Source organism: Vibrio methylphosphonaticus, from assembly GCF_023634655.1.
GTDB lineage: Bacteria > Pseudomonadota > Gammaproteobacteria > Enterobacterales > Vibrionaceae > Vibrio > Vibrio methylphosphonaticus.
On the sequence record NZ_JAMKMS010000023.1, the window covers coordinates 54,952 to 70,507 of the forward strand.

The window sequence follows — 15,556 nt, forward strand, 5'->3', positions numbered from 1 at the left end:
ATAGTAAAACTTCTTAAGACCATTCCGGTTTTATTTAAGAACTGGTATCCTTTCGGCTTCATTCGATAAGTAAAGAGAGACCGTCATGTCTGACGTGAAATTAGAAACTGTAGAACAAAAAGCAAGCTACGGTATTGGTCTACAAATGGGCCAACAACTTGCAGGAAGCGGCCTGGAAGGTCTTAACGTTGATGCTATCGCTAAAGGTATTGCAACAGCGCTTACTGGTGATATGCCAGAAATCGAAATTGATGAGATCAATAACGCATTACAAGATCTGCACACACGTGCTGAATCTGTACGTCAAGAAGCCGCTAAAGCAGCTGCTGCGGATGGCGAAGTATACCTAGCTGATAACGCACTTCGTCCAGAAGTAACGGTTCTTGAGTCTGGTCTACAATACGAAATCATCACTGAAGGTACTGGTGAAATCCCAACTTCAGACAACACTGTACGTGTTCACTATCACGGCGAGCTAACTGACGGTACTGTTTTTGACAGCTCTGTATCACGTGGCCAGCCAGCTGAGTTCCCAGTAACTGGCGTAATTAAAGGTTGGGTTGAAGCTCTTCAACTAATGCCTGTTGGTTCTAAGTGGAAACTATGTATCCCACAAGATCTTGCATACGGTGAACGCGGCGCTGGCGCTGCAATCCCACCATTTGCAGCACTTGTATTTGAAGTAGAGCTTCTAGAAATCCTAGGCTAATCTTCAAAAAGAAAAAATATACCAAGCAGTGATTCGTCACTGCTTTTTTATTGTCTACACTTACGATCAAGTACAATAAAATGGATCGTATTATGAACAAGACTCTTCCTTTCGCTTTATCACTTTCTCTTTTAACATTGCCTGCAATGGCCGAATTCGACTTACCCTCTATTGACTCCGATTCCGCGAACAGCCTACTAAGCAGTGCGAACTCATTGAGCCAATTTCAAAACTCTGCAGTTGTGAATGACCTAACAACGAATTTGTCAGTGTCTCCAGAACAAGCGTCTGCTGGTGCGGGTGCATTACTCTCATTAGCTCAAAGTCAACTTGGAAGTGAAGGCACCTCTGAACTCAACTCCCTCATACCGGGCTTATCGTCATTAGGAAGTAGTGGCTTATTAAAATCGGTAGAAAGTATGGAAAGCGTTAAAAGCGTATTCTCATCGGTCGGACTCGACCCAAGTATGATTTCTCAATTTGCACCGATCGTTTTGGAATATTTAGGAACACAAGGTGCGAGCTCAGGACTCCTCAGTTCATTAACCAGTCTCTGGCAATAACTTATGGATCTAGACTAAGAACCGCGCCTAAGCATAACAACAATAGGCTCACCAAAATACAGATACAAAAAAGCCGAGCATAAATGCTCGGCTTTTTAGTTCTTACGAACCTGCTAATTACTCAGCAGTAGCTTCTTCTGACGCTTCTGGGCGATCTACAAGCTCAATGTAAGCCATTGGAGCTTTATCACCAGCACGGAAGCCAGCTTTTAGGATACGAGTGTAACCGCCTTGACGGGCAGCAAAACGTGGACCTAATTCGTTGAATAGTTTCGCAACTACTTCGTTATCACGAGTACGTGCAAATGCTAGACGACGGTTAGCAACACTGTCAGTCTTAGCTAGTGTAATCAAAGGCTCAACTACGCGACGTAGCTCTTTTGCTTTAGGCAATGTAGTCTTGATTACTTCATGACGTACAAGAGAGCTAGCCATATTGCTGAACATCGCTTTGCGATGACTGCTGTTGCGGTTGAGTTGACGACCACTCTTACGATGGCGCATGACCTAATCCTTCTAACTAGTATCGATTAATCTTCAGCGATAGACGCTGGTGGCCAGTTTTCTAGGCGCATGCCCAGAGAAAGACCACGTGATGCAAGTACGTCTTTAATCTCTGTAAGAGATTTTTTACCAAGGTTAGGCGTTTTAAGTAGCTCAACCTCAGTACGCTGTACAAGATCACCGATGTAGTGAATCGCTTCTGCTTTCAGACAGTTAGCAGAGCGAACTGTTAGTTCAAGATCGTCTACAGGACGCAGTAGAATAGGATCGAACTCCGGCTTCTCTTCTTTCTCCTCAGGAACTCGTACATCACGAAGATCTACGAATGCATCCAATTGCTCAGCTAAGATTGTAGCTGCGCGACGGATAGCTTCCTCAGGTTCAAGAGTTCCGTTCGTTTCCATGTCGATGACAAGCTTGTCTAAATCAGTACGTTGTTCTACACGAGCTGCTTCAACAGCATAGGCGATTTTATCGACTGGGCTGTATGTAGCATCAACAAGTAGACGACCGATTGGACGCTCATCTTCTTCAGTATGGATACGAGCTGAAGCTGGAACGTAACCACGACCACGTTCAACTTTGATACGCATAGCGATCTCAGCGTTGTCATCCGTTAGGTGACAAATAACGTGTTCTGGGTTAGCGATCTCTACATCACCATCATGGGTGATGTCACCTGCAACAACAGGGCCTGAGCCTGATTTATTCAGCGTAATGAATACTTCATCTTTGCCTTCGGCAACGCGAACAGCCAGACCTTTCAAGTTAAGCAATATCTCTAGGATATCTTCTTGAACGCCTTCTTTAGTGCTGTACTCGTGCAGAACGCCTTCTATTTCAACTTCTGTTACAGCACAACCTGGCATAGAAGATAGTAGAATGCGACGAAGTGCATTACCTAGAGTGTGACCGAAACCACGCTCTAATGGCTCAAGAGTTACTTTTGCGTGTGTCGTGCTGATCTGTTCGATATCAACAAGACGTGGCTTAAGAAATTCTGTTACAGAACCCTGCATTGTGTCCTCTCTTTTTTTTAAACCTTACTTAGAGTAAAGCTCGACGATCAAGTGTTCGTTAATGTCAGCAGATAGGTCAGAACGCTCAGGCATACGCTTGAATGTACCTTCCATCTTACCAGCATCTACTTCAATCCAAGTTGGTTTTTCACGTTGTTCAGCAACTTCTAGAGCAGCCTTAATACGAGCTTGCTGTTTAGCTTTCTCGCGGATAGTAACAACGTCGTTAGCCGAAACTTTGAAAGAAGGAACGTTTACAACTTTACCGTTAACTACGATAGCTTTGTGGCTAACTAGTTGACGTGCTTCTGCGCGAGTTGCGCCAAAGCCCATGCGGTAAACTACGTTGTCAAGACGACCTTCAAGAAGCTGAAGTAGGTTTGCACCTGTATTGCCCTTAAGGCGAGCAGCTTCTTTGTAATAGTTACGGAATTGTTTTTCTAGAACGCCATAAATACGACGAACTTTTTGCTTCTCACGAAGCTGAACGCCATATTCAGATAGACGACCGCGACGAGCGCCGTGTACACCTGGTGCGTTATCAATTTTACACTTGGTATCGATCGCACGTACACCAGACTTAAGGAATAAGTCAGTACCTTCGCGACGGCTAAGCTTCAGCTTAGGACCCAAATATCTTGCCATGATTCTTCTCCAATTATCCCAGAAACGTTATACGTTTATACGCGACGTTTCTTAGGTGGACGACAACCGTTATGAGGGATTGGTGTAGCATCAACAATGTTTGTGATGCGGTAACCAGCAGCGTTCAGTGCACGAACTGTAGATTCGCGACCTGGACCTGGACCCTTAACCATAACTTCCAAGTTCTTTAGACCGTATTCTTTCGCCATTTCAGCACAACGTTCAGCAGCAACTTGTGCAGCAAACGGAGTAGACTTACGAGAGCCACGGAAACCTGAACCACCTGCAGTAGCCCAAGCAAGAGCGTTGCCTTGGCGGTCAGTAATGGTTACGATTGTATTATTGAAAGAAGCATGAATGTGCGCTACGCCATCAGCAACTTGCTTGCGTACGCGCTTACGAGCGCGTGTAGGTTGTTTAGCCATTGTACTCTACCTTCCCGACTATTTCTTGATCGGCTTACGCGGACCCTTGCGGGTGCGTGCGTTGGTTTTAGTACGCTGTCCACGTAGTGGTAGACTGCGACGATGACGAAGACCACGATAACAACCAAGGTCCATAAGACGCTTGATGTTCATAGATACTTCACGACGTAGATCACCTTCTACAGTGTATTTTGCAACACTATCACGCAGTTGATCGATCTGTTCTTCATTTAGTTCACTGATCTTAACATCTCCAGCAATACCCACTTCAGCTAGAATAGCTTGAGAACGAGTCTTACCGATGCCGTAGATCGCAGTTAGTGCGATTACAGCATGTTTTTGATCAGGAATGTTAATGCCTGCTATACGGGCCATTATTCACTCCAAAGTGTTTCGTAAAAGAATTATCCGCAACAAAGCCCGTTTAGGATACGTTGCGGGATACTACTTCTTTTGCACGCAAAAGGTAGGTCGAGGAATATACTCGACCATACCTCATATTTCAAGTAAAAATTTCTGCTTTATTAGCCTTGGCGCTGTTTGTGCTTTGGCTCACTGCAGATCACTCGCACAACACCGTTGCGCTTAATGACTTTACAGTTGCGGCAGATTTTTTTAACGGAAGCACGAACTTTCATTGCTAAACTCCGTAAATGAAATCTGAATTAACGGCCTGAGCCTTTCAGATTTGCTTTTTTCAACACAGAATCATACTGTTGAGACATCAGATGAGTCTGTACCTGTGCCATAAAGTCCATGATAACTACCACTACGATTAGTAGTGATGTGCCGCCAAAATAGAAACGTACGTTCCAAGCGACCATCATAAACTCGGGAATCAGACAGATAAAGGTAATGTATAGCGCACCCGCTAGGGTTAGTCTAGTCATCACTTTATCGATATACTTCGCTGTCTGCTCACCTGGGCGGATACCGGGTACGAATGCACCAGACTTCTTCAAATTATCTGCTGTTTCTCTTGGGTTGAAAACCAACGCCGTATAGAAGAAACAGAAGAAAATTATCGCTGCTGCATAAAGCATTACATACAATGGTTGACCTGGGCTAAGAGCCAAAGACACATCAGTTAACCAACCGAATGCGCTGCTCTCTCCGTTTTGACCAAACCACTGAGCCAATGTTCCTGGGAACAGGATAATGCTCGATGCGAAGATTGCTGGAATTACACCTGCCATATTAATTTTCAATGGTAAGTGTGTACTTTGTGCAGCAAAAACCTTACGGCCTTGTTGTCGCTTCGCATAGTTAACGACGATTCGACGTTGACCACGCTCCATGAACACCACAAAGTAAATAACAGCAAAAGCTAGTACAGCAATAAACAACAAAAGAAGAACGTGCAGTTCACCTTGACGCGCTTGCTCGATTGTTTGACCAATTGCCGAAGGCAATCCAGCAACAATACCTGCAAAGATGAGAATAGAAATACCATTCCCGATTCCACGCTCTGTAATTTGTTCACCTAACCACATCAAAAACATGGTACCGGTTACTAAACTTACGGTAGCAATTAGCGTAAACATGGTTTGGTTGATAACAACCAGATTATTGACCATGTTTGGAAGGCCAGTTGCAATACCTATTGCCTGGAATGTTGCAAGTACAAGCGTACCATAACGCGTATATTGGCTAATCTTACGACGCCCTGCCTCACCCTCTTTTTTGAGTTCGGCTAACGCTGGATGAACTACAGTTAGCAACTGGACAACAATAGATGCCGAAATATACGGCATGATGCCCAGTGCTAAAATAGATGCACGCTCTAGAGCACCACCGGAGAACATGTTAAACATTTCTACGATGGTACCTTTTTGCTGTTCGAACAAATCGGCAAGTACAGCCGCGTCAATACCAGGAATCGGTACAAAAGAGCCAGCACGAAACACGAGTAACGCACCAAGTACGAATAAAAGGCGCGACTTGAGCTCGTTTAAGCCACTTTTTGCACTGTTAAAATCTTGTCCTGGTTTCTTAGCCATCTGTACCTCATCCCTCGAGATTATTCCTCGATTTTACCGCCTGCAGCTTCGATTGCAGCTTTAGCACCTTTTGTCACGCGTAGACCTTTAACAGTCACAGCTTTCGTTAGTTCACCAGAAAGAACAACTTTTACAAATTCGATGTTCTTAGTGATAACGTTAGCCGCTTTAAGACTGTTTAGGTCAACAACGTCACCTGTTACTTTCGCTAGCTCAGCTAGACGAACTTCAGCAGACACTAGGCTCTTACGAGAAGTGAAACCGAATTTAGGTAGACGCTGTTTCAAAGGCATTTGACCGCCTTCAAAGCCTGGACGAACACTGCCGCCAGAGCGTGATTTTTGGCCTTTATGACCACGGCCTGCTGTTTTACCAAGGCCAGAACCGATACCACGACCTACGCGCTTCTTAGAAGGCTTAGAACCCGCAGCCGGTGATAGAGTATTCAAACGCATTCTGATTACTCCTCAACTTTAACCATGTAGTAAACCTTGTTGATCATACCGCGTACACACGGAGTATCTTCAAGCTCTACTGTATGGTTGATTTTACGAAGGCCTAAACCTTTAAGACACGCTTTGTGCTTAGGTAGACGACCGATTGAACTCTTAGTTTGAGTCACTTTAATAGTATTAGCCATGGTTCTTACTCCGAAATCGATTCAACAGTTAGACCACGCTTAGCAGCTACCATTTCTGGTGACTTAACGTCAACTAGACCAGCAATCGTTGCGCGAACAACGTTGATTGGGTTAGTTGAACCGTAAGCTTTCGCCAATACGTTGTGAACACCTACAACTTCAAGTACTGCACGCATCGCACCGCCGGCGATGATACCAGTACCTTCTGCAGCTGGCTGCATGTAGATCTTAGAGCCCGAATGACGACCTTTCACCGCGTGGTGAAGAGTGCCTTCGTTAAGCGAAATCGTAACCATGTTGCGACGCGCTTTTTCCATTGCTTTTTGAATCGCAGCAGGTACTTCACGGGCTTTACCGTAACCGAAACCTACACGACCATTACCGTCACCAACTACTGTTAGTGCAGTGAAGCTCATGATTCGACCACCCTTAACCGTCTTAGAAACACGGTTAACAGCGATTAGCTTTTCTTGCAAATCACTAGCTTGTTGTTGTTCTCTTGCCATCTTCCAACCCTACCTTAGAATTTCAGACCAGCTTCGCGAGCAGATTCTGCTAGCGCCGCTACTCGACCGTGGTATTGGAAACCAGAACGATCAAATGCAACTGTAGAAACGCCTTTTTCAAGAGCGCGTTCTGCAATAGCTTTACCTATTGCTTGAGCTGCTTCGATGTTACCAGTGTTCTTTACTTGCTCACGGATCGCTTTTTCTACAGTAGAAGCAGAAGCGATGACCTCAGAGCCGTTTGATGCGATAACCTGAGCGTACACATGACGCGGAGTACGGTGTACTACTAGGCGAGTTGCACCCAGTTCTGCAATCTTACGACGCGCACGTGTAGCACGACGGATGCGAGATGCTTTCTTATCCATAGTGTTACCTTACTTTTTCTTAGCTTCTTTGGTACGCACATTTTCATCTGCGTAACGAACACCTTTGCCTTTATAAGGCTCAGGCTCACGGTAAGAACGAATGTCAGCTGCAACTTGACCTACTAATTGCTTATCACAACCAGTAATAACGATCTCAGTTTGGCTAGGACACTCGGCTTTAATACCCGCTGGCAACTCGTGCTCAACTGGGTGAGAGAAACCTAGAGTTAGGCCAACCGCATTGCCTTTGATAGCAGCACGGTAACCAACACCCTTAAGAGTCAGTTTCTTAGTAAAGCCTTCGGTAACACCAACAACCATGTTGTTAACTAGTGCACGAGCAGTACCTGCTTGTGCCCAAGCGTTAGCAACACCTTCTTTCGGTCCGAAAGTTAGGTTGTTCTCTTCCTGTGCAACAACTACTGCATTGTTAAGAACGCGAGTTAGTTCACCTTTGCTACCTTTAACAGTAACTTCTTGGCCGTTTAGTTTCACCTCTACGCCAGCTGGAATAGCGACAGGTGCTTTAGCAACACGAGACATAGTCTACTCCTTAAGCGACGTAACAGATGATTTCACCGCCAAGGCATGCTTTACGAGCAGCACGGTCTGACATCAGACCCTTGGAAGTAGATACGACTGCAATACCCAAACCACCCATTACAGATGGTAGCTCGTTGTTCTTCTTGTAAACACGAAGACCAGGACGAGATACACGTTTGATTTGCTCGATTACAGGTTTAGCTTGGAAGTACTTAAGAGTAACTTCTAGCTCAGGTTTAGTTTCGCCGTCAACAGCGAAATCTGTAATATAACCTTCAGCTTTTAGCAAAGCAGCAATTGCAACTTTAAGCTTTGAAGAAGGCATTTTAACAGCAACTTTATTTGCTGCCTGACCGTTACGAATACGGGTCAGCATATCCGAAATCGGATCTTGCATGCTCATATGATTTACTCCAAATGATTAAGTGGCAATTACCAGCTAGCCTTACGAAGTCCAGGAATCTCGCCTTTCATGCAAGCTTCACGAACCTTAATACGGCTTAGACCGAACTTACGTAGGAAACCGTGTGGACGACCAGTTTGGTTGCAACGGTTGCGCTGACGTGATGCACTTGAATCACGTGGAAGAGATTGCAGTTTTAGAACCGCATTCCAACGATCTTCTTCTGATGCGTTAACATCGCTAATGATTGCTTTTAACGCTGAACGCTTTTCTGCGAACTTAGTTACAAGCTTTGCACGTTTTGCTTCACGTGCTTTCATTGATTGTTTAGCCATAACAGTAACCCTTCACCTTACTTACGGAATGGGAAGTTAAAGGCAGCCAGCAGAGCTCGGCCTTCCTCATCGTTTGCAGCAGACGTCGTAATAGTGATGTCTAAGCCACGAACACGGTCTACTTTATCGTAGTCGATTTCCGGGAAGATGATTTGCTCGCGAACGCCCATGCTGTAGTTACCGCGTCCGTCAAAAGACTTAGCGCTAACACCACGGAAATCACGTACACGTGGAAGTGCGATAGAGATTAAACGCTCTAAAAATTCCCACATACGTTCGCCACGCAAGGTTACTTTACAACCAATTGGGTAGCCTTCACGAATTTTGAAACCTGCAACAGATTTACGCGCTTTAGTGATAAGTGGCTTTTGACCAGAGATCGTTGCCATATCAGCTGCTGCGTTTTCTAGCAGTTTCTTATCGTTGATTGCTTCACCAACGCCCATATTTAGGGTGATTTTCTCAATCCTAGGGACTTGCATGACGCTTGAGTAGCTGAACTCTTTGGTCAGTTCAGCAACTACAGACGACTTGTAGTAATCATGCAGTTTCGCCATAGTAGAACTCCAAATTACTTCTAATTAGTTAGAAACAGTTTCGCCGTTAGATTTAAAGAAACGAACTTTCTTACCATCTTCGATACGGAAACCGATGCGGTCTGCTTTACCAGTAGCCGCGTTAAAGACTGCAATGTTGGAAGCATCAATAGCTGCTTCTTGTTCAACGATGCCACCTTGTTGACCTAGAGCCGGAACCGGCTTTTGGTGCTTCTTAACAAGGTTAATACCTTCAACGATAACTTTACCGGTCGCTAGAACCTTAGTTACTTTACCTTTCTTGCCTTTGTCTTTCCCAGCAAGAACGATTACTTCGTCGTTACGACGGATTTTAGCTGCCATGTGCCGCTCCTTACAGAACTTCTGGTGCTAGTGATACGATTTTCATGAATTTCGCATTGCGAAGTTCACGCGTCACTGGACCAAAGATACGTGTGCCGACTGGTTGCTCAGTAGTGTCGTTCAACAATACACAAGCGTTGCGGTCGAAGCGAATGACAGAGCCATCTGGACGACGTACGCCTTTACGGGTGCGAACTACCACCGCCTTCAGGACATCACCTTTTTTAACTTTACCACGAGGAATTGCTTCCTTCACAGTAACCTTGATGACATCACCGATGTGTGCATAACGGCGGTGAGAGCCACCCAGGACCTTAATACACATTACTCTACGAGCGCCGGAGTTATCCGCAGCGTCGAGTGTACTTTGCATTTGGATCATGTTAGTGCTCCGCTAAATAATAAAAACTAGACCCTCTCGGGTCGGGCTGCCTCTTTAAAGGGACGCGAACTATATCACCCTTTATTGAGATTGGGTAGACAAAAAATAAGCGGCCCCCAAAAAAAATCGGAGCCGCTTGATTTTTAAGCTAAAAATCTTATTAAGATTTCGCTTTTTCTACGATGTTTACCAAAGTCCAAGATTTCATCTTAGACATTGGACGACATTCACGAATCTCAACAGTGTCGCCAATGCCACACTCGTTGTTTTCGTCATGTGCGTGTATTTTAGTCGTACGCTTTACGAATTTACCGTAAATTGGGTGTTTCACCATGCGTTCGATTGTCACAACGATAGACTTATCAGCCTTGTTGCTAAGTACACGACCTAGTTGGGTACGAATTTTGTCGCTCATTATGCGCCTGCCTTCTCAGTCAAAACAGTTTTCACACGTGCGATATCACGGCGTACAGCTTTAAGAGTATGAGTTTGCTGAAGTTGACCAGTTGCACCTTGCATGCGCAAGTTAAACTGTTCACGTAGCAAATTCAAAAGCTCAGCGTTAAGCTCTTCAACGCTTTTTTCGCGTAGATCTTGTGCTTTCATCACATCACCTGCTTAGTTACAAATGTAGTTTTGAACGGCAGTTTGCGAGCCGCTAGGCGGAACGCTTCACGTGCCAACTCTTCAGGTACACCGTCCATTTCGTACATAACCTTTCCAGGTTGGATTTGGGCTACCCAGTACTCAACGTTACCTTTACCCTTACCTTGACGAACTTCAAGTGGTTTTTCTGTGATTGGCTTATCTGGGAACACACGGATCCAGATTTGGCCTTGACGCTTAACGTGACGCGTCATAGCACGACGTGCCGCTTCGATCTGACGAGCAGTAAGACGACCACGGCCAACCGCTTTAAGACCAAAAGTACCGAAGCTTACATCAGTACCTTTAGCTAAACCACGGTTACGGCCAGTCTGAACCTTGCGGAACTTAGTACGTTTAGGTTGTAGCATCTGTCGACTCCTTACTTACGGCCTTTGCGCTGCTTCTTAGGCTTGTCGCCTTTTGGCTCAACAGCGTTAGCTGCCGGCATACCGCCCAGAATCTCACCTTTGAAGATCCAGACTTTAACGCCGATCACACCGTATTGGGTGTGAGCCGAAGAAGTTGCGTAATCAATGTCAGCACGTAGAGTGTGTAGAGGCACACGGCCTTCACGATACCACTCAGCACGTGCAATTTCAGCGCCGCCTAAACGACCGCTTACTTGCACTTTGATACCTTTAGCGCCTAGACGCATAGCATTCTGAACCGCACGCTTCATAGCGCGACGGAACATTACACGACGCTCTAGTTGAGACGCGATGCTATCAGCAACTAACTTGCCGTCTAGCTCAGGCTTACGTACTTCAGCGATGTTAATTTGCGCTGGTACACCTGCGATTTTAGCTACAGCATTGCGTAGCTTCTCAACGTCTTCACCTTTCTTACCGATAACAACACCAGGACGAGCAGTGTGAATAGTCACACGGATGCTCTTCGCTGGACGCTCGATAACGATGCGTGATAGAGACGCTTTTGCTAGTTCCTTAGTAAGGAACTGACGTACCTTGAAGTCGCCATCTAGGTTATCAGCGAATTCGTTGGTATTAGCAAACCATGTAGCATTCCAAGGCTTAACGATGCCAAGACGAATACCATTTGGATGTACTTTCTGACCCATTGCTTATCTCCTAGCTTTTAGCGATCTGCTACAACAACAGTGATGTGGCTTGAACGCTTCAAGATACGGTCGGCACGGCCTTTAGCACGAGGCATAATACGCTTCATGATAGGGCCTTCATCTACGAAGATTTTAGCGACATTAAGATCGTCGATATCTGCACCTTCGTTATGTTCCGCATTCGCGATTGCTGATTCTAGAACTTTCTTGATCAATTCAGCAGCTTTTTTGTTGCTGAAAGTAAGTAGTTCTAGCGCTTGATCCACGTTTTTACCGCGGATTTGGTCTGCAACTAAGCGAGCTTTCTGAGGAGAAATACGAGCAAAGTTATGTTTAGCGATAGCTTCCATCATCTACTCCTATTTCTTCTTAGCTTTCTTATCTGCAGCATGGCCGCGATAAGTGCGAGTTGGTGCAAATTCGCCCAGTTTGTGACCGATCATTTCTTCGGTAACAAAAACTGGCACGTGCTGACGACCATTATGGACAGCGATGGTCAAACCGATCATAGTAGGTATGATCATTGAGCGACGGGACCAAGTCTTAACAGGCTTTTTGTCTCCGCTTTCCACCGCTTTCTCTACCTTCTTCAGCAAGTGTAGGTCAATAAAAGGACCTTTCTTGAGAGAACGTGGCATGGCGATTCCTCTTTATAGATTATTTATTACGACGACGTACAATGTACTTGTCAGTGCGCTTGTTCTTACGAGTCTTAAAGCCTTTAGTAGGCTGACCCCAAGGAGATACTGGGTGACGGCCACCAGATGTACGACCTTCACCACCACCGTGCGGGTGATCTACCGGGTTCATTACCACACCGCGAACGGTTGGACGAACACCGCGCCAGCGACTAGCACCAGCTTTACCTAGTTCACGTAGCATGTGCTCAGCATTACCAACTTCACCGAGCGTAGCACGGCCTTCTGATAAAACTTTGCGCATCTCACCTGAACGTAGGCGTAGAGTTACATATGCACCATCGCGAGCGATAAGTTGTGCGTATGCACCTGCAGAACGAGCAATTTGTGCACCTTTACCAGGCTTCAGCTCAACACAGTGAACTGTAGAACCTACAGGGATGTTACGCATCGGCAGAGTGTTACCTGCTTTGATTGGCGCATCAACACCTGACTGGATAGAGTCACCCGCTTGGATGCCCTTTGGTGCAATAATGTAGCGGCGCTCACCGTCTGCGTACAGAACTAGAGCAATGTTTGCGCTACGGTTTGGATCGTATTCTAGGCGCTCAACTTTCGCTGGGATGCCATCTTTAGTACGTTTGAAGTCAATCAAACGGTAGTGATGCTTGTGACCACCACCGATGTGACGTACTGTGATACGACCGTTGTTGTTACGACCACCGTTCTTAGAGTTTTTCTCTAGAAGTGGTGCGTATGGCTTACCCTTGTGCAGGTCAGTGTTAACAACTTTAACAACGTGACGACGACCAGGGGAAGTCGGCTTACATTTAACAATAGCCATTCTTAACTACTCCTGTTATTCCGCGCCGCCAACAAAGTCAAGGTCTTGACCTTCAGCCAAAGTAACATACGCTTTCTTAACGTCGCTGCGGCGACCTTGGCGTAGACCTTGGCGTTTAGTCTTACCCTTAAGAATAAGAGTATTTACAGACTTAACTTCAACTTCAAATAGCTTTTCAACAGCTGCTTTGATCTCTTTCTTCGTTGCATCTTTCGCTACTTTGAAAACGATAGTGTTCGCTTTCTCTGCAGCCATAGTTGCTTTCTCAGAAATGTGCGGAGCACGTAGAACTTTTAGGATACGCTCTTCAGTGATCATGCTAGCATCTCCTCAACTTGCTTAACTGCATCAGCAGTTATTAGAACCTTGTTGAAGCCAATTAGACTTACTGGATCAATCGCAGCAACGTCACGAGCATCAACTTTGTAAAGGTTACGAGCAGCTAAGAATAGATTCTCATCTACTTCGCTAGTCACAATAAGAACGTCCGAAAGCTCAAGTTCATTAAGCTTAGCGATTAGCTCTTTTGTTTTTGGTGCTTCAACTGAGAAGTTGTCTACAACAACTAGACGCTCTTGACGAACAAGCTCAGAAAGAATGCTTTTCATAGCACCGCGGTACATTTTTTTGTTTACTTTTTGGCTGTGATCTTGTGGTTTCGCAGCAAAAGTAACACCACCTGTACGCCAGATTGGGCTACGAATTGTACCAGCACGTGCGCGGCCAGTACCTTTTTGGCGCCATGGCTTAGCGCCACCGCCAGATACTTCAGAACGAGTCTTTTGAGCACGAGTACCTTGACGAGCACCTGCTGCATAAGCAACAACTACTTGGTGTACAAGAGCTTCGTTGAAGTCACGTCCGAAAGTAGTCTCGGAAACAGTTAGTGCATCAGCACCTTTAACCATCAATTCCATTACTTACTCCTAGACGTTATGCTTTAATAGCTGGTTTAACGATCACGTTGCCGCCTGTTGAGCCTGGTACTGCACCTTTAATAAGGAGCAAACCGCGCTCAGCGTCAACACGTACGATCTCTAGGTTTTGAGTCGTTACACGCTCAGCACCCATGTGACCTGCCATTTTCTTGCCTTTAAATACGCGACCTGGAGTTTGGCATTGACCAATTGAACCCGGAGCACGGTGAGACAAGGAGTTACCGTGAGTCATATCTTGAGTAGAGAAGTTCCAACGCTTGATAGCGCCTTGGAAGCCTTTACCTTTAGATGTACCAGTAACGTCTACTTTTTTAACGTCGTTGAATAGTTCTACGTTTAGCTCAGCGCCAAGTTCAAACTCTTCGCCGTTTTCCAAACGGAATTCCCAAAGACCGCGACCTGCTTCAACACCTGCTTTCGCAAAGTGGCCAGCTTGTGGCTTAGAAACACGGCTAGCTTTCTTCTCACCTGCAGTGATTTGGATTGCTGCATAACCGTCAGTCTCAAGTGATTTAACTTGAGTTACACGGTTCGCTTCAACCTCAACAACTGTTACAGGGATAGAAACGCCTTCTTCGGTAAATACGCGGGTCATACCCACTTTACGTCCGACTAGACCAATCATTATTCTTATCTCCCTTAACCTAGGCTGATTTGAACATCAACGCCAGCAGCAAGATCAAGACGCATTAGAGCATCAACAGTTTTATCTGTTGGCTCAACGATGTCGATCAAACGCTTGTGAGTACGAATTTCGTACTGATCACGTGCATCTTTGTTGACGTGTGGAGAGGTAAGAACAGTGAAACGCTCTTTACGAGTAGGAAGTGGAATAGGACCACGAACCTGTGCGCCGGTACGCTTAGCTGTTTCAACGATTTCCGCAGTAGACTGATCGATTAACTTGTAATCAAAAGCCTTTAGGCGGATACGAATACGTTGGTTCTGCATGAGACAGAGCTCCAAAATTAATTATTACACAAACAATATCGCCACTCATACTCGCTAAGGCGAGAGAATGTCGATTGATTTATGTGAAACCGTAGCACTCTAATTGAATGCATTGTCAGCTAATTTTCGATTAACCTGGACATACTTTAGTGTGTAAACGCTAAAGTAATAAAGGCTAATTGTATTAACTGCGAACATAAGCTGAGTCTACGTTACTAAACATCTACGTGAGTAGGCGTTTACTCCTCAGTGCTCATTGGTTCACAACTGGCTAGGCCAGAGCGCGCTATTATACAGAACAAGTTTAGAGTTGCAATAGGTGAAGGGAAATTAATCAATCGTTCGATATTTCGCTGTAGTTAAACGAAACGAAAACAGAGAAAATGGGTTAGATAAGAGAAGAACTCCGTCACTTATTCAATGAGATAGAGTTAATGGTACAAACGTGACTGACGACGTAAAAAAGTAAACCAATAAAAAGAGGAGCCTAAGCTCCCCCTTTTTTAGTGCGGTATTCG

General features: G+C 45.3%; 30 protein-coding genes. 2 read left to right on the plus strand and 28 right to left on the minus strand.

Annotated elements, in window-relative coordinates; translation table 11 throughout:
- The first annotated feature begins 85 nt into the window (after positions 1-85).
- Positions 86-709, plus strand: a complete 624-nt coding sequence (locus M9196_RS20570; RefSeq protein WP_250619383.1) for an FKBP-type peptidyl-prolyl cis-trans isomerase — start codon at positions 86-88, stop codon at positions 707-709.
- A gap of 92 nt (positions 710-801) precedes the next feature.
- A complete protein-coding gene (locus tag M9196_RS20575; protein ID WP_250619384.1) occupies positions 802-1,272 on the plus strand; it encodes a DUF2780 domain-containing protein in 471 nt (156 codons plus the stop codon).
- Between the two features lie 117 nt (positions 1,273-1,389).
- Here M9196_RS20575 and rplQ read toward each other — a convergent pair whose 3' ends face one another.
- From rplQ to rpsJ, 28 genes are all read right to left on the minus strand, one after another.
- Positions 1,390-1,776, minus strand: a complete 387-nt coding sequence (gene rplQ / locus M9196_RS20580; protein ID WP_250619385.1) for a 50S ribosomal protein L17 — start codon at positions 1,774-1,776, stop codon at positions 1,390-1,392.
- Between the two features lie 26 nt (positions 1,777-1,802).
- A complete protein-coding gene (locus tag M9196_RS20585) occupies positions 1,803-2,795 on the minus strand; it encodes a DNA-directed RNA polymerase subunit alpha (RefSeq protein ID WP_102471322.1) in 993 nt (330 codons plus the stop codon).
- A gap of 24 nt (positions 2,796-2,819) precedes the next feature.
- Positions 2,820-3,440 (minus strand): 30S ribosomal protein S4, encoded by a 621-nt coding sequence (rpsD, locus tag M9196_RS20590; RefSeq protein ID WP_250619386.1) that lies wholly within the window; start codon positions 3,438-3,440, stop codon positions 2,820-2,822.
- A gap of 35 nt (positions 3,441-3,475) precedes the next feature.
- Positions 3,476-3,865 carry a 30S ribosomal protein S11 gene (gene rpsK, locus M9196_RS20595; RefSeq protein WP_005597095.1) on the minus strand — a complete coding sequence of 130 codons (390 nt, stop codon included), beginning with the start codon at positions 3,863-3,865 and terminating at the stop codon, positions 3,476-3,478.
- 18 nt (positions 3,866-3,883) lie between these two features.
- Positions 3,884-4,240, minus strand: a complete 357-nt coding sequence (rpsM, locus tag M9196_RS20600) for a 30S ribosomal protein S13 (protein ID WP_250619387.1) — start codon at positions 4,238-4,240, stop codon at positions 3,884-3,886.
- Positions 4,241-4,389: 149 nt separating this feature from the next.
- Positions 4,390-4,503 (minus strand): 50S ribosomal protein L36, encoded by a 114-nt coding sequence (gene rpmJ, locus M9196_RS20605; protein WP_000868186.1) that lies wholly within the window; start codon positions 4,501-4,503, stop codon positions 4,390-4,392.
- A gap of 27 nt (positions 4,504-4,530) precedes the next feature.
- Positions 4,531-5,865, minus strand: a complete 1,335-nt coding sequence (gene secY, locus M9196_RS20610; protein ID WP_250619388.1) for a preprotein translocase subunit SecY — start codon at positions 5,863-5,865, stop codon at positions 4,531-4,533.
- Between the two features lie 20 nt (positions 5,866-5,885).
- Complete coding sequence (gene rplO, locus M9196_RS20615; protein ID WP_102471326.1) at positions 5,886-6,320, minus strand: 50S ribosomal protein L15; 435 nt, start codon at positions 6,318-6,320, stop codon at positions 5,886-5,888.
- Between the two features lie 5 nt (positions 6,321-6,325).
- Positions 6,326-6,505 carry a 50S ribosomal protein L30 gene (gene rpmD / locus M9196_RS20620; RefSeq protein ID WP_102471327.1) on the minus strand — a complete coding sequence of 60 codons (180 nt, stop codon included), beginning with the start codon at positions 6,503-6,505 and terminating at the stop codon, positions 6,326-6,328.
- A gap of 5 nt (positions 6,506-6,510) precedes the next feature.
- Positions 6,511-7,011 (minus strand): 30S ribosomal protein S5, encoded by a 501-nt coding sequence (rpsE, locus tag M9196_RS20625; RefSeq protein WP_102471328.1) that lies wholly within the window; start codon positions 7,009-7,011, stop codon positions 6,511-6,513.
- A 14-nt stretch (positions 7,012-7,025) separates the two neighbouring features.
- Positions 7,026-7,379, minus strand: a complete 354-nt coding sequence (rplR, locus tag M9196_RS20630) for a 50S ribosomal protein L18 (protein ID WP_250619389.1) — start codon at positions 7,377-7,379, stop codon at positions 7,026-7,028.
- Positions 7,380-7,388: 9 nt separating this feature from the next.
- Positions 7,389-7,922 carry a 50S ribosomal protein L6 gene (gene rplF / locus M9196_RS20635; protein WP_250619390.1) on the minus strand — a complete coding sequence of 178 codons (534 nt, stop codon included), beginning with the start codon at positions 7,920-7,922 and terminating at the stop codon, positions 7,389-7,391.
- A gap of 10 nt (positions 7,923-7,932) precedes the next feature.
- Entirely contained in the window at positions 7,933-8,325 is a 393-nt protein-coding gene (gene rpsH / locus M9196_RS20640) for a 30S ribosomal protein S8 (protein WP_102471331.1), read from the minus strand.
- A 29-nt stretch (positions 8,326-8,354) separates the two neighbouring features.
- Positions 8,355-8,660, minus strand: coding sequence for a 30S ribosomal protein S14 (rpsN, locus tag M9196_RS20645; protein ID WP_102471332.1), 306 nt, complete (start codon positions 8,658-8,660; stop codon positions 8,355-8,357).
- Positions 8,661-8,677: 17 nt separating this feature from the next.
- The gene (gene rplE / locus M9196_RS20650) at positions 8,678-9,217 is read right to left on the minus strand and encodes a 50S ribosomal protein L5 (protein ID WP_250619391.1); all 540 of its coding nucleotides are present in this window, start codon (positions 9,215-9,217) and stop codon (positions 8,678-8,680) included.
- Positions 9,218-9,241: 24 nt separating this feature from the next.
- Entirely contained in the window at positions 9,242-9,559 is a 318-nt protein-coding gene (gene rplX / locus M9196_RS20655) for a 50S ribosomal protein L24 (RefSeq protein WP_102471334.1), read from the minus strand.
- A 10-nt stretch (positions 9,560-9,569) separates the two neighbouring features.
- Positions 9,570-9,941 (minus strand): 50S ribosomal protein L14, encoded by a 372-nt coding sequence (rplN, locus tag M9196_RS20660; protein ID WP_017036074.1) that lies wholly within the window; start codon positions 9,939-9,941, stop codon positions 9,570-9,572.
- 160 nt (positions 9,942-10,101) lie between these two features.
- The gene (rpsQ, locus tag M9196_RS20665; protein ID WP_102471335.1) at positions 10,102-10,356 is read right to left on the minus strand and encodes a 30S ribosomal protein S17; all 255 of its coding nucleotides are present in this window, start codon (positions 10,354-10,356) and stop codon (positions 10,102-10,104) included.
- Positions 10,356-10,547 (minus strand): 50S ribosomal protein L29, encoded by a 192-nt coding sequence (gene rpmC, locus M9196_RS20670; protein WP_102471336.1) that lies wholly within the window; start codon positions 10,545-10,547, stop codon positions 10,356-10,358. The genes rpsQ and rpmC overlap by 1 nt, the downstream gene beginning before the upstream one ends.
- Positions 10,547-10,957, minus strand: a complete 411-nt coding sequence (rplP, locus tag M9196_RS20675; protein WP_102471337.1) for a 50S ribosomal protein L16 — start codon at positions 10,955-10,957, stop codon at positions 10,547-10,549. The genes rpmC and rplP overlap by 1 nt, the downstream gene beginning before the upstream one ends.
- Positions 10,958-10,968: 11 nt before the next feature.
- Positions 10,969-11,667 (minus strand): 30S ribosomal protein S3, encoded by a 699-nt coding sequence (rpsC, locus tag M9196_RS20680; protein ID WP_250619392.1) that lies wholly within the window; start codon positions 11,665-11,667, stop codon positions 10,969-10,971.
- A gap of 17 nt (positions 11,668-11,684) precedes the next feature.
- Positions 11,685-12,017: a 50S ribosomal protein L22 gene (rplV, locus tag M9196_RS20685; protein ID WP_102471339.1), complete on the minus strand. Its 333-nt coding sequence runs from the start codon at positions 12,015-12,017 to the stop codon at positions 11,685-11,687.
- 9 nt (positions 12,018-12,026) lie between these two features.
- A complete protein-coding gene (gene rpsS / locus M9196_RS20690) occupies positions 12,027-12,305 on the minus strand; it encodes a 30S ribosomal protein S19 (RefSeq protein WP_102471340.1) in 279 nt (92 codons plus the stop codon).
- Positions 12,306-12,324: 19 nt separating this feature from the next.
- Positions 12,325-13,149, minus strand: a complete 825-nt coding sequence (gene rplB, locus M9196_RS20695) for a 50S ribosomal protein L2 (RefSeq protein WP_102471341.1) — start codon at positions 13,147-13,149, stop codon at positions 12,325-12,327.
- Between the two features lie 15 nt (positions 13,150-13,164).
- Complete coding sequence (rplW, locus tag M9196_RS20700) at positions 13,165-13,467, minus strand: 50S ribosomal protein L23 (RefSeq protein ID WP_031495626.1); 303 nt, start codon at positions 13,465-13,467, stop codon at positions 13,165-13,167.
- Entirely contained in the window at positions 13,464-14,066 is a 603-nt protein-coding gene (gene rplD, locus M9196_RS20705; RefSeq protein WP_250619393.1) for a 50S ribosomal protein L4, read from the minus strand. Before rplD ends, rplW begins: the two co-directional genes overlap by 4 nt.
- A 16-nt stretch (positions 14,067-14,082) precedes the next feature.
- Positions 14,083-14,712, minus strand: a complete 630-nt coding sequence (gene rplC, locus M9196_RS20710) for a 50S ribosomal protein L3 (RefSeq protein ID WP_102471343.1) — start codon at positions 14,710-14,712, stop codon at positions 14,083-14,085.
- 14 nt (positions 14,713-14,726) lie between these two features.
- Positions 14,727-15,038, minus strand: coding sequence for a 30S ribosomal protein S10 (gene rpsJ / locus M9196_RS20715; RefSeq protein WP_005417222.1), 312 nt, complete (start codon positions 15,036-15,038; stop codon positions 14,727-14,729).
- Positions 15,039-15,556 lie beyond the last annotated feature (518 nt).

What these genes read in the sequence shown, in the direction of transcription:
- rplD (WP_250619393.1), bottom strand. Translation starts at nt 14,066, where the DNA reads ATGGAATTGATGGTTAAAGGTGCTGATGCACTAACTGTTTCCGAGACT.
- M9196_RS20570 (WP_250619383.1), top strand. Translation starts at nt 86, where the DNA reads ATGTCTGACGTGAAATTAGAAACTGTAGAACAAAAAGCAAGCTACGGT.
- rpmD (WP_102471327.1), bottom strand. Translation starts at nt 6,505, where the DNA reads ATGGCTAATACTATTAAAGTGACTCAAACTAAGAGTTCAATCGGTCGT.
- rplX (WP_102471334.1), bottom strand. Translation starts at nt 9,559, where the DNA reads ATGGCAGCTAAAATCCGTCGTAACGACGAAGTAATCGTTCTTGCTGGG.
- M9196_RS20585 (WP_102471322.1), bottom strand. Translation starts at nt 2,795, where the DNA reads ATGCAGGGTTCTGTAACAGAATTTCTTAAGCCACGTCTTGTTGATATC.
- rpmC (WP_102471336.1), bottom strand. Translation starts at nt 10,547, where the DNA reads ATGAAAGCACAAGATCTACGCGAAAAAAGCGTTGAAGAGCTTAACGCT.
- rpsQ (WP_102471335.1), bottom strand. Translation starts at nt 10,356, where the DNA reads ATGAGCGACAAAATTCGTACCCAACTAGGTCGTGTACTTAGCAACAAG.
- rplC (WP_102471343.1), bottom strand. Translation starts at nt 14,712, where the DNA reads ATGATTGGTCTAGTCGGACGTAAAGTGGGTATGACCCGCGTATTTACC.
- rpmJ (WP_000868186.1), bottom strand. Translation starts at nt 4,503, where the DNA reads ATGAAAGTTCGTGCTTCCGTTAAAAAAATCTGCCGCAACTGTAAAGTC.
- rplV (WP_102471339.1), bottom strand. Translation starts at nt 12,017, where the DNA reads ATGGAAGCTATCGCTAAACATAACTTTGCTCGTATTTCTCCTCAGAAA.
- rpsJ (WP_005417222.1), bottom strand. Translation starts at nt 15,038, where the DNA reads ATGCAGAACCAACGTATTCGTATCCGCCTAAAGGCTTTTGATTACAAG.
- M9196_RS20575 (WP_250619384.1), top strand. Translation starts at nt 802, where the DNA reads ATGAACAAGACTCTTCCTTTCGCTTTATCACTTTCTCTTTTAACATTG.
- rplR (WP_250619389.1), bottom strand. Translation starts at nt 7,379, where the DNA reads ATGGATAAGAAAGCATCTCGCATCCGTCGTGCTACACGTGCGCGTCGT.
- rplF (WP_250619390.1), bottom strand. Translation starts at nt 7,922, where the DNA reads ATGTCTCGTGTTGCTAAAGCACCTGTCGCTATTCCAGCTGGCGTAGAG.
- rpsD (WP_250619386.1), bottom strand. Translation starts at nt 3,440, where the DNA reads ATGGCAAGATATTTGGGTCCTAAGCTGAAGCTTAGCCGTCGCGAAGGT.
- rpsK (WP_005597095.1), bottom strand. Translation starts at nt 3,865, where the DNA reads ATGGCTAAACAACCTACACGCGCTCGTAAGCGCGTACGCAAGCAAGTT.
- rplO (WP_102471326.1), bottom strand. Translation starts at nt 6,320, where the DNA reads ATGCGTTTGAATACTCTATCACCGGCTGCGGGTTCTAAGCCTTCTAAG.
- rpsC (WP_250619392.1), bottom strand. Translation starts at nt 11,667, where the DNA reads ATGGGTCAGAAAGTACATCCAAATGGTATTCGTCTTGGCATCGTTAAG.
- rplB (WP_102471341.1), bottom strand. Translation starts at nt 13,149, where the DNA reads ATGGCTATTGTTAAATGTAAGCCGACTTCCCCTGGTCGTCGTCACGTT.
- rplW (WP_031495626.1), bottom strand. Translation starts at nt 13,467, where the DNA reads ATGATCACTGAAGAGCGTATCCTAAAAGTTCTACGTGCTCCGCACATT.
- rplE (WP_250619391.1), bottom strand. Translation starts at nt 9,217, where the DNA reads ATGGCGAAACTGCATGATTACTACAAGTCGTCTGTAGTTGCTGAACTG.
- rpsE (WP_102471328.1), bottom strand. Translation starts at nt 7,011, where the DNA reads ATGGCAAGAGAACAACAACAAGCTAGTGATTTGCAAGAAAAGCTAATC.
- rpsM (WP_250619387.1), bottom strand. Translation starts at nt 4,240, where the DNA reads ATGGCCCGTATAGCAGGCATTAACATTCCTGATCAAAAACATGCTGTA.
- rpsN (WP_102471332.1), bottom strand. Translation starts at nt 8,660, where the DNA reads ATGGCTAAACAATCAATGAAAGCACGTGAAGCAAAACGTGCAAAGCTT.
- rplN (WP_017036074.1), bottom strand. Translation starts at nt 9,941, where the DNA reads ATGATCCAAATGCAAAGTACACTCGACGCTGCGGATAACTCCGGCGCT.
- rplP (WP_102471337.1), bottom strand. Translation starts at nt 10,957, where the DNA reads ATGCTACAACCTAAACGTACTAAGTTCCGCAAGGTTCAGACTGGCCGT.
- rpsS (WP_102471340.1), bottom strand. Translation starts at nt 12,305, where the DNA reads ATGCCACGTTCTCTCAAGAAAGGTCCTTTTATTGACCTACACTTGCTG.
- secY (WP_250619388.1), bottom strand. Translation starts at nt 5,865, where the DNA reads ATGGCTAAGAAACCAGGACAAGATTTTAACAGTGCAAAAAGTGGCTTA.
- rpsH (WP_102471331.1), bottom strand. Translation starts at nt 8,325, where the DNA reads ATGAGCATGCAAGATCCGATTTCGGATATGCTGACCCGTATTCGTAAC.
- rplQ (WP_250619385.1), bottom strand. Translation starts at nt 1,776, where the DNA reads ATGCGCCATCGTAAGAGTGGTCGTCAACTCAACCGCAACAGCAGTCAT.